This window comes from Dellaglioa sp. CoH-57-MRSF-19 (genome assembly GCF_056781975.1).
In genome coordinates, this window is sequence record NZ_JBXAXW010000003.1 from 76,807 (window position 1) to 90,097 (window position 13,291).

10 protein-coding genes are annotated in these 13,291 nt (G+C 35.8%); all 10 read left to right on the plus strand.

What is annotated here, in order from left to right; all coding sequences use genetic code 11:
• Positions 1 to 49: 49 nt before the first annotated feature.
• Positions 50 to 622, plus strand: coding sequence for a xanthine phosphoribosyltransferase (locus AC1RO3_RS04130; RefSeq protein WP_409022073.1), 573 nt, complete (start codon positions 50 to 52; stop codon positions 620 to 622).
• A 140-nt stretch (positions 623 to 762) separates the two neighbouring features.
• Complete coding sequence (locus AC1RO3_RS04135; protein ID WP_481761575.1) at positions 763 to 1,902, plus strand: 5-(carboxyamino)imidazole ribonucleotide synthase; 1,140 nt, start codon at positions 763 to 765, stop codon at positions 1,900 to 1,902.
• A 144-nt stretch (positions 1,903 to 2,046) separates the two neighbouring features.
• On the plus strand, positions 2,047 to 4,272 hold the full coding sequence (gene pcrA, locus AC1RO3_RS04140; RefSeq protein ID WP_481761574.1) for a DNA helicase PcrA: 2,226 nt from the start codon (positions 2,047 to 2,049) through the stop codon (positions 4,270 to 4,272).
• A 34-nt stretch (positions 4,273 to 4,306) separates the two neighbouring features.
• A complete protein-coding gene (gene ligA, locus AC1RO3_RS04145) occupies positions 4,307 to 6,328 on the plus strand; it encodes an NAD-dependent DNA ligase LigA (protein ID WP_481761630.1) in 2,022 nt (673 codons plus the stop codon).
• Entirely contained in the window at positions 6,315 to 7,463 is a 1,149-nt protein-coding gene (locus AC1RO3_RS04150; RefSeq protein WP_481761573.1) for a CamS family sex pheromone protein, read from the plus strand. Before ligA ends, AC1RO3_RS04150 begins: the two co-directional genes overlap by 14 nt.
• 37 nt (positions 7,464 to 7,500) lie before the next feature.
• Positions 7,501 to 7,803, plus strand: a complete 303-nt coding sequence (gene gatC, locus AC1RO3_RS04155; protein ID WP_409022077.1) for an Asp-tRNA(Asn)/Glu-tRNA(Gln) amidotransferase subunit GatC — start codon at positions 7,501 to 7,503, stop codon at positions 7,801 to 7,803.
• A 2-nt stretch (positions 7,804 to 7,805) separates the two neighbouring features.
• Complete coding sequence (gene gatA / locus AC1RO3_RS04160) at positions 7,806 to 9,269, plus strand: Asp-tRNA(Asn)/Glu-tRNA(Gln) amidotransferase subunit GatA (protein ID WP_481761572.1); 1,464 nt, start codon at positions 7,806 to 7,808, stop codon at positions 9,267 to 9,269.
• Entirely contained in the window at positions 9,269 to 10,699 is a 1,431-nt protein-coding gene (gene gatB, locus AC1RO3_RS04165; RefSeq protein ID WP_481761571.1) for an Asp-tRNA(Asn)/Glu-tRNA(Gln) amidotransferase subunit GatB, read from the plus strand. The genes gatA and gatB overlap by 1 nt, the downstream gene beginning before the upstream one ends.
• Positions 10,700 to 10,733: 34 nt before the next feature.
• Positions 10,734 to 11,774 carry a diacylglycerol kinase gene (locus AC1RO3_RS04170; RefSeq protein ID WP_481761570.1) on the plus strand — a complete coding sequence of 347 codons (1,041 nt, stop codon included), beginning with the start codon at positions 10,734 to 10,736 and terminating at the stop codon, positions 11,772 to 11,774.
• 132 nt (positions 11,775 to 11,906) lie between these two features.
• Positions 11,907 to 13,271 carry a 23S rRNA (uracil(1939)-C(5))-methyltransferase RlmD gene (rlmD, locus tag AC1RO3_RS04175; protein WP_481761569.1) on the plus strand — a complete coding sequence of 455 codons (1,365 nt, stop codon included), beginning with the start codon at positions 11,907 to 11,909 and terminating at the stop codon, positions 13,269 to 13,271.
• Positions 13,272 to 13,291: the final 20 nt, after the last annotated feature.

Below are 13,291 nucleotides of genomic sequence, written 5' to 3' on the forward strand. Positions count from 1 at the left end.
CTATTTTTATACCCAAAAAAATATAAATAGCAAGAGGAGCGTACCCCACGTGAAACTTTTAGAAGACAGAATTATGCAAGATGGTATTGTATTACCAGGAGATGTATTGAAGGTCGATCAATTTTTAAATCACCAAGTTGATCCTGATTTAATGTTAGCAATGGGTGTGGAATTTGCTGAATTATTCAAAAATGAAAAAATTACTAAAATTTTAACAGTTGAATCATCAGGTATTGCCCCAGCAGTATTCGTTGGGTTACAATTTCATGTTCCTGTTGTCTTCGCACGTAAAAATAAGAGCGTTACGATGCAAAATGATTTATATTCTGCTTCTGTTTACTCGTACACAAAGAAAGTTGAAAATACAATTGCCGTTGCCAACAAGTTTTTAGGTGAAAACGATCGTGTTTTAATCATTGATGACTTCTTGGCAAATGGCCAAGCAGCTGAAGGACTCTTCCAAATTTGTGACGAAGCTAAGGCAGAAATTGCTGGAATTGGAATTGTAATTGAAAAATCATTCCAAAAAGGTGCCGAATTAATTCATGAACGTGGCGTACGTTTAGAATCACTTGCTAAAATTTCATCATTTGATGGTGATCAAGTTCATTTTGAAGATTAAATTAACGAAAAGAGCGCAAAATGTGCTCTTTTTTATTTTCTTATAAAATTGTTAAATTATGGTTGTTAAAACTTGATTGCCCCGCGGGATAACAGTATGATTAAGGGTATAAAGCAAAAGTAGAAAGTAGTGAATATATAGTGGAAAAAAAAGTTATCTTTCCTGGAAGTACATTGGGAATAATCGGAGATAGTCCAACGGGTGCAATGTTGGCTATGGCTGCAAGAAATTTAGGGTTTAAAATCGCAGCATACAGTCAAAATGAAGTTAGTGAGACACTTCAATTAGCAGATTATTCTGTTGTAGGTAAGATGAATGATAAGGATAAATTGAAAGAATTCGCTGAACGAACAGATATTGTGACGTATGAATCTGAACACGTTAATTCAGAAGTGATTGAATATATTTCAAAATATACTTATGTGCCACAAAAGTATAATGCATTAGAAATTATGCAAGACCGCTTGTTGGAAAGAGCTTTTTTTGAACAATTAAATATTAATATTCCACCTTTTGAAACAATTGTATCATTAGAAGATGTGTATAATTCTGTACTTTCAATTGGGTATCCCAGCGTTTTAAAACCAATCCAAAAAGGGTTTGGTAAAAGTTACCAGAGTGTTCTCAATACGCAAACTGATATTTCAGATGCGGCGTACTTGGTTGAACGTGGCACCTATATTTTAGAATCATGGATTCCTTATGAACAAGAAATCTCAATGGTTCTTATCAAAAATGGTAAGGAAATTAATTTTTTCCCAGCTGTTGAAAATAAATATCGTGATCATCGATTACACGAATCAATCGTACCAGCTAACTTAGATACAGAAATTTCTGCTGAAATGCATAAAATTGCCATTAAAGTTGCGGAAAATCTAGACTACACTGGCGCATTAGAAATTGGCTACTTTGTAACTAAATCAGGTGCAATTTATGTTAAACGTGTCGTGCCCGCTATGCATCAATCAGGGTATGTTTTTGATAAAGCAACAAACGTTAGCATGTATGAACAGCATTTACGTGCCATTTGTGGATTGCCACTATCAAAAGTGAAATTCCTTGCACCAACTGTTATGGTGTCATTAAAAGAAGAAGAACGTGCCGATTTAAAGACACAGTGGGTTCTTAAAAATAATTGGTATTACCATTTTTATCGTTACCCTGAAAATCATAAATTAGATCGTGCTGGGCATATTTTGGTTCAGTCAGATTCAGTTCGTGAAGCATTGAATCAAATTGAAGATACAGGCATTTGGGATAAAAAAGAAACAACAAATTAAATGAAATTAGAAGGATGAATCGTTTTGAATCGGTTCGTCTTTTTTTATGAACAAGTTGAGACATATATTCATAAAAATTAAAGAAGTTAAGGCGTTTTTTTGCTATAATAAATAATGACTGATTTATAGAGAGGATTGATTAATTTGACTACTGAAAGCTTATTGAACGGAATGAATAACAAACAAAAAGAAGCTGTCCTAAAAACAGAGGGACCACTCTTAATTATGGCTGGAGCTGGAAGTGGTAAAACGCGAGTATTAACGCATCGCGTTGCTTACTTAATTGAAGAAAAAGGTATCAATCCATGGAACGTATTAGCAATCACATTTACAAATAAAGCATCAAAAGAGATGCGCGAACGTGTTAATAAATTACTTAACAAAGGGGCAGAAGATGTTTGGGTTTCAACATTCCATGCACTTTGTGTTCGTATTTTGCGACGTGATATTGACCAAATTGGTTATAATCGTGCATTTACAATTGCCGACCCAGGTGAACAAAAGACTTTAGTAAAACGTATTTTAAAAGAACAAAATATTGATCCACAAAAATTTGACCCAAGAACCGTTTTAGGAGCAATTTCAAATGCAAAAAATGATTTATTAACAGAAAAAGAATACGCAGAACGTGCTGCAAGTATGTTCGAACAAATGGTAGCTAAAGTTTATACGGCATATCAAAAAGAGTTACGCTCAAATCAAGCAGTTGATTTCGATGATTTAATTATGTTAACTATCCGTTTATTTAAAGAAAAGCCTGAAACATTGGCTTTTTATCAAAATAAATTTCAATATATCCATGTGGATGAATATCAGGATACTAATGAAGCACAATATACCTTAGTAAACATGTTAGCTGAACGTTTCAAAAATCTCTGCGTCGTCGGGGATGCTGACCAAAGTATTTACGGTTGGCGTGGGGCAAACATGGATAACATTATGAATTTTGAAAAAGATTATCCTGATGCTGATGTTGTTAAGTTGGAACAAAACTATCGTTCAACGAAAACAATTCTGAATGCTGCCAATGCAGTTATTGATAATAATACGAACCGCAGTGATAAGAGTCTTTGGACTGATAATAAAGATGGTGAGAAAATTTCTTACTACCGTGGCCAAAGTGAAAATGATGAATCACATTATGTGGTTGAAAAAATTCAAGAACAAATTAAAGATAATCACTTAAATTACGGTGATTTCGCCATTTTATATCGAACGAATGCACAGTCTCGTGTGATTGAAGAGACATTCTTAAAATCAAGCGTTCCTTACAAAATGGTTGGTGGACACAAATTCTACGAGCGATTGGAAATTCGAGATATCTTAGGCTACATTCGTTTAATTGCTAATGATCAAGATTCAATGAGTTTTGATCGTATTGTAAATGTCCCAAAACGCGGTATCGGTGCAAGTAGTGTGGACAAATTACGTGAATTTTCAGATATGAATAATTGGACAATGCTTGAAGGTGCTGAAAACTCAGCGCTTGCTAATATTTCTGGTAAAGCTGAAAAATCATTACAAGAATTTGCCACAATGATTCGTGGATTACAAAAAATGCGTGAGTTCTTGAATGTGACCGAGTTAACAAAAGAAATTTTAAAACAATCAGGTTATGAAGCTAATTTGAAAAAGACGAAAACGATTGAAAATGAAACGCGACTTGAAAACGTTGAAGAATTCTTGTCTGTAACTCAGCAATTTGATGATCGTTGGGAAGCTGAAGAAGATGATAGTGACCGTTATGTTGATTTCTTAGCTGATTTAGCACTAGTTTCTGCACAAGATGATATTGAAGAAGAACCTGAAGAAGTCACATTGATGACATTACATGCCGCTAAAGGACTTGAATTTCCAGTTATCTTTTTAATGGGATTGGAAGAAGGCATATTCCCTCTTTCTCGTGCCATGTTAGAAGATGATCAACTTGAGGAAGAACGTCGTTTAGCATATGTCGGAATTACTCGTGCTGAACGCAAATTATATTTAACAAATGCTTTTTCAAGAATGTTGTATGGTCGTCGTCAAAGTAATCAAGCTTCACGTTTCATTGGTGAAATAGATGAGTCATTACTTGAATTAGATAATCAAACGGCAGCACCATCTCGTAATTCATCGTATTCCAATCAACGTGCGACGGCGACAACATACCGTCGACCTGCTAAAACCGTTGAACGTGATAATGGTACAGGTGCTGATGCAGTTGTTTGGCGTATTGGTGAAAAAGTGGAACATAAAGCTTGGGGTACTGGGACAATCGTTAAAGTTTCAGGATCAGGTTCGGATGCTGAACTTGATATTGCTTTCAAAGAACAAGGGATTAAGCGTCTGTTGACAGCTTTTGCACCAATTACAAAAAAAGTGGACTAAATAAAAGGAGGGTTCAAGTTTGTCAAATCAAGCCATAACATTGGAAGAAGCAACTAATAGAGTGAATCAATTAAAAACTGACTTAATCAAATGGACGCGTCAATATTATGTCCTTGATCAGCCAACAGTTGAAGATCATGTTTATGATGAACACTACCTACAACTAGTAGAACTTGAAAAAGCCTTTCCTAATTTAGTGACACCTAATTCACCAACGCAACGTGTTGGTGGCCAGGTACTGCCTGGTTTTGAAAAAGTTTCGCATGAAGTACCAATGCTTTCATTGGGGGATGTCTTTTCCATTGAAGAACTATCGGAATTTGATCAACGATTACAAAAATCAGTTGATGCTGAGGTAAGTTACAATACTGAACTCAAAATTGATGGATTGGCCATTTCGTTAACATATGAAAATGGTGTATTCGTTAAAGGATCAACTCGTGGAGATGGCACAATTGGTGAAAATATTACTGAAAATCTTAAAACAGTCAAATCAATTCCACTAACATTGACGGAACCCATTTCAATTGAAGTTCGTGGAGAATGTTACATGCCAACAAAGGCGTTTGTTGCGTTGAATAAACGTCGCGAGGAAGCTGGAGAAACGGTATTTGCTAATCCTAGGAATGCAGCAGCAGGTAGTTTACGACAATTAAATACAGCTGAAACGGCTCAACGACAATTGAGTACATTTATCTATTATATAGTTGATCCGGATGTCAAAACTCAAAGTGATGCGTTAAAACGCTTGTCTAAACTTGGATTTAGAACAAATACTGAATCACGTGTTACGAGTGATATGACAGAAATTTCGGCATACATTAATGAATATCAAGCAAAACGTCATGATTTATCTTACGATATCGATGGTATTGTTATTAAAGCAAATTTATTCACGATTCATGATGAAGTTGGTAATACGGTTAAAGTTCCAAAATGGGCAATTGCCTATAAATTCCCGCCAGACGAGCAAGAAACTAAAGTTCTAGATATTGAATGGACGATTGGTCGAACAGGTGTCGTAACACCAACTGCAATCATGAATCCTGTGCAGTTAGCGGGAACAACAGTTTCTCGGGCATCATTGCATAATGGGGATTTACTGAAACAAAAAGATATTAGAATTAACGATACGGTTAAGTTGCATAAGGCTGGGGATATTATTCCAGAAATTTCTGAAGTTGTCTTAGATAAACGACCAGAAGACAGTGTTGTGTATAGTTTGCCAACGAACTGCCCAGTTTGTGGAGCAATATTAGTTCATCTGGATGAAGAAGTTGCATTACGTTGTATCAATCCAAAATGTCCCGCACTCATTAAAGAGAGTCTGGCACATTTTGCTTCTAGAAATGCGATGAATATTGATGGACTAGGGCCTAAAATTGTTGAACAATTATTTGAAAATAAGTTAATTAGTGATGTTGCAGGATTGTATCAGTTAACTGCCGATCAACTGTTAACGCTAGATAATTTCAAAGAAAAATCGGTTAATAAATTATTAAATGCAATTGATATTAGCCGACAAAATTCAGTGGAACGCTTATTATTTGGACTAGGAATTCGGCATGTTGGAGCTAAGGCTGCTCGATTGGTTTCAGCCGAATTTAAAGATATTCATCAATTAATGACAGCAATTTCCGAAGATATTCTCGTCATTGATTCAATCGGACAGGTGATTGCGGATAGTCTTGTGACTTATTTTGCCAATGACCAAGTTCGTGAATTGATTGATGAACTGGATAATGCGCAAGTTAACTTAACCTTTTTAGGCAAAACAACTGCTGAAATTGCAGAATTAGCTGAAGGTAGTCCCGTGATGGATAAGAAAGTTGTCCTAACGGGAACACTTGATCAGTTGAAACGAAGCGATGCTAAAAAATGGCTTGAAGCAAATGGTGCTTCTGTTGTTGGTAGTGTTTCGAAAAAAACAGACCTATTAATTGCCGGGCATGATGCTGGAAGTAAGTTAACAAAAGCGAAGCAACTAGAAATTGAAATTTGGGATGAACAACAATTTATCTCAGTTATGGAAGGAGTGTCATATGAAAAAAATTAAGATTGGACTTATGTTAAGTTTCTCGTTAATTTTCTTAGCAGCCTGTGGCAATGTTGCCTCATCAGGCTCGTCGGGAACCTCTAAAAATACATCAAGTTCTGGTTACCAGACAACTGGCCAAACAAGTGATAGTAACTATGAAGGTGTCATTAAAGATGGTAAATATTTAACAAGTAAATCAAGAGGTGTGGCACTCACACAAAATGACAATGTCTTGAATTTAAAAAGTTTTGAATCTGGTCTGTTAGATTTATCTAAAGATCAATTTGCTACTGACAGTTATATTTTCCAAGAAGGACAATATTTAACAAAAACGACTGTTCAAAGCTGGTTAGGACGTGAATCAAGTGCTAATAAAGACGGATTAAACCCTAAGAGTAATGGTAAAACGGGTGAAACAGACCGTAATCCCATGTATGTACAGCAAGTTGAAGAACAAGATTTTATGACAAAAAAAGGCAGCAAATTATCACTCTCGGGTATCTCGGTAGGTATCGGAATGAACTCAGTTGATTATTATCAAAAAGAAGAATATGGGGCTGAATATAAAACCGTTATTTCTGATGCAACAATGAGAGAAAAGGGTAAAGAAGCTGCTAACAAAGTGGTTGCTCGTCTTCGTAAAACCAAAGGAATTAGTGATAGCGTTCCAATCATGGTGGCAATGTACAAGCAAGCACCAAACGATAGTTTAGTTGGCGGTAGTTTCTACGCCTACGCTGTGAATAAGAATGGTAAAACGACGATTGATAATTGGGATGATGTTTCAATTAAGAGTTATACGTTCCCAACGACATCGACGGCCACATCACCTAATACAAATGATGAAACGACATTTACGAATTTTAAAACTGAAGTTCAAAGTTTCTTTCCTAATTTAGCAGGTGTAACAGCACAGGTACAATATAAAAACAAAGCAATTACAGGGATGCACATCAATATTACAACTCAATTTTATAGTGAAACAGAGATTATTAGTTTCACTCAATATTTATCAACAACGGCCGTGAAATATTTAGCATCAGGGATTCCAATTGACATTACTATCAAAGGTAGTGATGGGACAATGCAAAGTTTCCTTGCCAAAACAGCTAAAGAAAGCACATACTATACGCATGTATTTACCAGTTATTAAAAAGAAATTAATTTGAATTTTGAAGGGATGGTTTTGAATGTCAATTAGTAAAGAAGAAGTCAAACATGTCTCAGAGTTAGCTAAACTAGAACTCAGTGATACAGATTTAGAACTATTTACCAGTCAATTAGATGATATTATCGGAATGGCTGAACAATTATCAGAAGTAGATACAACAGGCGTTCCAGTAACGACACATATTACAGATGTTCTCAATGTGATGCGTGAAGATGTCGCAGAAGAAGGAACAGATCGAGACTTACTCTTTAAAAATGCACCGGATAGTGAAAATGGCCTTATTAAAGTGCCAGCAATTATTGATGAAAGTGAGGAAGCTTAAGCATGGATTATTTCAAACAAGATTTATCAAGTTTACATGACGCATTAGTTAATAAAGAAATGAGTTCTGAAGAATTAACGAAGGCAACCTTTGCTGAAATTAAAGCACGTGATTCAAAGATTTCTGCTTTCCTCGCAATGAACGAAGAAATGGCACTTAGCCAAGCTAAGGCTGTTGATGCTGCTGGTATCGATGCAAATAATGTCTTAGCCGGGATACCAATGGCTGTTAAAGATAATATTGTGACAAAGGATTTAACAACAACTGCTGCAAGCAAAATGTTAGAAAATTTCAATCCAATATATGATGCAACAGTGATTGAAAAAATGCGCCAAGCACAAATGGTGACAATTGGTAAAACAAACATGGATGAATTTGCTATGGGTGGTTCTACTGAAACGTCAGCTTTTAAAACAACAAAAAACCCTTGGAATACAACGAAGGTTCCCGGTGGCTCATCAGGTGGTTCAGCTGCTGCAGTTGCTTCAGGTGAAGTTATTGCTGCTTTAGGCTCAGATACTGGTGGTTCTATCCGTCAACCTGCTTCATTTAATGGTGTCGTAGGAACAAAACCAACTTATGGTCGTGTATCACGTTATGGTTTAATTGCATTTGCATCAAGTTTGGACCAAATTGGACCATTCACACGTGGCGTTAAAGATAACGCTGCTGTTTTAAATGCAATCAGTGGTAACGATGTTCATGATTCAACGAGTTCAGCGCAAGCTGTTCCTGATTTTACTGCTGGATTAACTGGCGATATTAAAGGAATGAAGATTGCTTTACCTAAAGAGTATTTAGGTGAGGGTGTTGATGCTGGTGTTAAAGAAGCCATTCAAAAAGCAGTTAAGACGTTTGAAGAACTTGGCGCAACAGTTGACGAAGTTAGTTTACCAAACAGTAAATATGGTGTGCCCGTTTACTATATTCTAGCTTCTTCTGAGGCATCATCTAATTTACAACGTTTTGATGGTATTCGTTATGGATTCCGTGCACAAGACGTTAAGAGTTTGGAAGATGTTTATGTACGTTCTCGTTCAGAAGGTTTTGGGGATGAAGTTAAACGTCGGATTATGTTAGGAACATTCTCATTATCTGCTGGAACTTATGACGCTTTCTTCAAGAAAGCAGCTCAAGTTCGGACTTTAATCTGCAATGATTTCCGTAATGTATTCAATGATTATGATTTGATTATTGGGCCTACTGCACCTAATACAGCATTTAATATTGGTGATAAAATTGAAGACCCAATTACAATGTATATGAATGATATTTTAACGATTCCAGTTAACTTGGCTGGACTACCCGGCATGTCAGTTCCTGCTGGATTCTCAAATGGCTTACCAGTTGGATTACAATTAATTGCGAAATCATTCGATGAAGCAACAATGTATCGTGCTGGTTACGCATTTGAACAAGCAACTGATTTCCATAAAGAAGTCCCTACGTTAGGAGGCCAAAACTAATGAATTTTGAAACAACAATTGGACTTGAAGTTCATATTGAAATGAAAACTAACTCTAAGGCATTCTCACCTTCAAAAGTTGATTTTGGGGCAGAACCTAATACGAATACCAACGTTATTGACTGGGGTTATCCAGGTGTTTTACCAACTGCCAATAAAGGGGCAATTGAATACGGAATGCGTGCTGCCTTAGCTTTAAATTGTGAAATCACAAAGGATAACCATTTTGACCGAAAAAATTACTTTTATCCTGATAATCCAAAAGCTTACCAGATCACACAATCAGAAGAACCTATTGGTCGTAACGGCTTCTTAGAAATTGAAGTTAATGGCGAAACGAAAAAAATCGGAATTGAAGAAATGCACGTTGAAGAAGATGCGGGTAAAAATACGCATAATCCTAACGGCTATTCTTATGTCGATTTAAACCGTCAAGGAACACCTTTGATTGAAATTGTTTCACGTCCTGATATCAAAACACCTGAAGAAGCTTACACATATCTTGAAAAATTACGTCAAGTTATTCAATTTACCGGTGTTTCTGATGTGAAGATGGAAGAAGGATCAATGCGAATTGATGTTAATATTTCAATTAACCCAATTGGCCAACCCGGTTATGGGACAAAAACTGAAATGAAAAATTTAAATTCATTTGAAAATGTGCGTAAAGGACTTGAATTTGAAGAAAAACGTCAAATAAATGTCTTGATGTCTGGTGGTATTGTTCAACAAGAAACACGCCGTTTTGATGCACCAACTGGTACAACTATTTTGATGCGTGTCAAAGAAGGGGCTAGCGATTATCGTTATTTCCCAGAACCAGATATTCCACCAATTCATATTAGTGATGACTGGATTCAAGAAGTTAGAGAATCAATTCCCGAAATGCCTGACAAACGACGGACACGCTATGCAAGTGAATTAGGCTTGCCTGAATATGATGCTGAAGTCTTAACACAAACAAAAGAAATGTCAGATTTCTTTGAAGACACAATTAAGTTAGATGCAGATCCTAAGTTAGCTGCTAACTGGTTAATGGGTGAAGTTAATGCGTTCATGAATACAAATAAATTAAACTTACAAGATACTAAATTAACACCAGCAAATCTTGCTGGAATGATTAATTTAATTACTGATGAAACAATTTCAAGTAAGATTGCTAAAAAAGTTTTCCAAGAAATTATTAAAAATGGTAGCGAACCTAAAGCTTGGGTTGAGTCTAAGGGACTTGTTCAATTATCTGACCCAGCTAAGTTACAACCCATTATTGATGGTATTTTAGATAACAATGAACAATCAATTGAAGATTTCAAAAATGGTAAAGATCGTGCTGTTGGATTCTTAATCGGACAAATCATGAAACAAACACAGGGACAAGCAAATCCTAATGTGGTCAATCAATTATTGATGGCCTCATTGAAGCAAAGATAATCTTATTAAAATAAGATTCATGTGGAGGAACGGAATGAGAAAAAGAGCCAGAATTATCTATAACCCAACATCCGGTCGTGAGGCTTTAAAAAGTGATCTCGTGAGTATTCTAGACATCATTGAAAATGCCGGGTATGAAACTAGTGCTTATGCGACGACAGCGAAGAAACATTCAGCTCGAGATGAAGCAACGAGAGCTGCTAAATCAGGGTTTGATTTAGTAATTGCTGCTGGTGGCGACGGAACCATTAATGAAGTTGCTAATGGAATTGCTGGTCTTAAGCACCGACCTAAGATAGGTGTTATTCCAGCTGGAACGACAAATGATTATGCGAGAGCTTTGAAAATACCTAGGGATGATTCAGTTGCTGCTGCAAAAGTAATTGCAAAAGGTAACACAGTTAAAATGGATGTTGGACAAGCTGGAGAAAAATATTTCATTAATATCGCTGGTGGTGGATTATTAACGGAATTAACTTATGATGTTCCTTCACAATTTAAATCACTTTTTGGTTATCTGGCTTATTTAGCTAAAGGTGCTGAAATGTTACCTAGAATGAAACCAATTGAAATGAACCTTGAGTATGATGGGGGAATTTTTAAAGGGAAAGCATCAATGTTTTTATTAGCATTGACGAACTCTGTAGGTGGCTTTGAACAAATCGTACCAAACGCTTCACTTGATGACGGTAAGTTTACCTTGCTTATTGTTAAAGCGACTAATATCGCCGAAATGTTGCATTTAATGGCACTTGTGTTAAATGGTGGGAAGCATATTAATGATAAACGTGTGATTTATGTTAAAACGTCTAAATTAATTGCTAAACCAGTCGATAATAAAATGATGATTAATATTGATGGTGAATATGGTGGTGATGCACCAATGACTTTCAAAAATTTAAAGCAACATATCGAAATTTTTGCGAATACAGATGCATTGCCAGAAACGTCAATTACGTCAGGTCGTACGGCTGCCGAAATTACAGCTGAAGAACATTTTGTAAAAGAAGTCCAAGAAATGCATAGTGAAGATGTTGACGGTAATGGTACAATTAGTAAAGTAAGAGATAACTAAGAAATTAAGTAGGATTGAGGTGCTTGGTAAAGGCCTCAATCCTGTTTTATTTCTAGAGTTGGCAACTATTGACTTTTAGGGGTTAAACATGGTTGAATAAAGTAAATACGCAGGAACATCGAAAGGACAACAATGAAAAAACTACCTCCAGTAATAAAGAACCAAGAATTTGATACAGAAATTATCGATTTAACTTATCAAGGTATGGGTGTCGCTAAAGTTGATGGCTACCCATTATTTATTGAAAATGCATTACCAGGCGAAAAAGTTAGTATTCGTGTAATGAAAGTTAGCAAGAACTTTGGTTTCGCTAAAGTTTTAGCTTTTCGTAATGAGAGCCCAGATCGTGTTGAAACAAAAGGTTCAGCATATACACAAACTGGAATTGCACCTTTACAACATTTAGCATACCCAGCACAATTAAAATTCAAACAAGCACAAGTTCAAGAGTTATTGAAAAAAGCGCATTTGGATATTGAAGTATCTGATGCTGTTGGAATGGAAAATCCTTTCCATTACCGTAATAAAGCACAAGTGCCTGTTCGCGAAATTGCTGGTGAATTAAAAACAGGATTCTTCAAGAAAAACAGTCATGATTTTGTTGCAATTGAAGATTTTTTAATTCAAGATGAAGAAATTGATAAAGCAATCGTAGCTGTACGTGATGTCTTACAACGTTTCCATGTGGAAGCATATGACGAACGTGCACATAAAGGGATTATCCGTCACATTATGGTTCGCCGTGGTCATTACTCAAAACAAATGATGATTGTCTTAGTAACACGCTCTAAGAAATTACCAATGTTTACTGAAATTACTGCTGCAATCCGTGAATCATTACCTGAGGTTACAACTATTGTTCAAAATACAAATTCTGAAAAGACAAATGTTATTTTAGGCCGCGAAAACAAAGTTTTATTTGGCCCTGGTTATATTGAAGATCAATTAAATGGATTAACATTTAGAATTTCACCACATTCTTTCTACCAAATTAATCCTGTCCAAACAGAAAAATTATATGCTGCAGCATTTGAACGTGCTGGTTTAACTGGTAATGAAACAGTTATTGATGCTTATAGTGGTATTGGAACAATTTCATTATCAATGGCAAAACATGCTCGTCAAATCTATGGTGTAGAATTAGTTTCTGCAGCGGTTAAAGATGCGAAAGAAAATGCTAAGATTAATGGTATTGATAATGTTCGTTTTGAAACTGGGATGGCAGAAAACTGGATGGAAAACTGGAGTCATGCTAACTTAAGACCTGACGTTTTAGTTGTCGATCCTCCTCGTAAGGGGCTAGAACCAGCATTTATTGAAAGTACACTTAAAATGCAACCTAAAAAAGTTGTTTACATTAGTTGTAACCCTTCAACATTAGTTCGTGATTTACAGAGCTTCTTAGATGATGGTTACAAAGTTACAAAACCAATTTTACCAGTGGATCAATTCCCACAAACAACACATATTGAAACAGTTACAATTTTAGAAAAATAACCAATTTAATATAATAGATG

What these genes read in the sequence shown, in the direction of transcription:
- AC1RO3_RS04150 (WP_481761573.1), top strand. Translation starts at nt 6,315, where the DNA reads ATGAAAAAAATTAAGATTGGACTTATGTTAAGTTTCTCGTTAATTTTC.
- AC1RO3_RS04170 (WP_481761570.1), top strand. Translation starts at nt 10,734, where the DNA reads ATGAGAAAAAGAGCCAGAATTATCTATAACCCAACATCCGGTCGTGAG.
- gatB (WP_481761571.1), top strand. Translation starts at nt 9,269, where the DNA reads ATGAATTTTGAAACAACAATTGGACTTGAAGTTCATATTGAAATGAAA.
- gatA (WP_481761572.1), top strand. Translation starts at nt 7,806, where the DNA reads ATGGATTATTTCAAACAAGATTTATCAAGTTTACATGACGCATTAGTT.
- gatC (WP_409022077.1), top strand. Translation starts at nt 7,501, where the DNA reads ATGTCAATTAGTAAAGAAGAAGTCAAACATGTCTCAGAGTTAGCTAAA.
- rlmD (WP_481761569.1), top strand. Translation starts at nt 11,907, where the DNA reads ATGAAAAAACTACCTCCAGTAATAAAGAACCAAGAATTTGATACAGAA.